The organism is Pseudoalteromonas sp. S554, from assembly GCF_005930865.1.
Classification (GTDB): domain Bacteria; phylum Pseudomonadota; class Gammaproteobacteria; order Enterobacterales; family Alteromonadaceae; genus Pseudoalteromonas; species Pseudoalteromonas marina.
In genome coordinates this window covers 1-233 of sequence record NZ_PNDV01000200.1, presented here as the reverse complement: position 1 = coordinate 233, position 233 = coordinate 1, and the positions used below count along the sequence as shown (strand labels likewise).

1 protein-coding gene is annotated in these 233 nt (G+C 43.3%); it reads right to left on the bottom strand.

All coding sequences use genetic code 11. The features are described from left to right. Window positions 1–233 (bottom strand): exodeoxyribonuclease VII large subunit (locus tag CWB65_RS19690; protein ID WP_171047606.1); only part of this gene is annotated, 233 nt, incomplete at both ends.

Here is a 233-nt window from a genome sequence, read left to right as displayed (position 1 = left end):
TGCTTTTACTGTTACTTGTGCGCGGTTTTCTGGGCGGTAACTTTGGCTTCGGTTATTACCTCGCCACATAGCCGCTTTATTTTGTGCTATGTAATCTTTTAACGAAAAATACCATTGCCCAGACGCTGGCGCAATTAACTTCGAAATTTCACCGGTAAGCACTAATGAAGCAAAGCCTTGCGCTAGTACTGTTCTGATCTCTCTATTAAGGCGAGAGACGGTATAAACCGTTT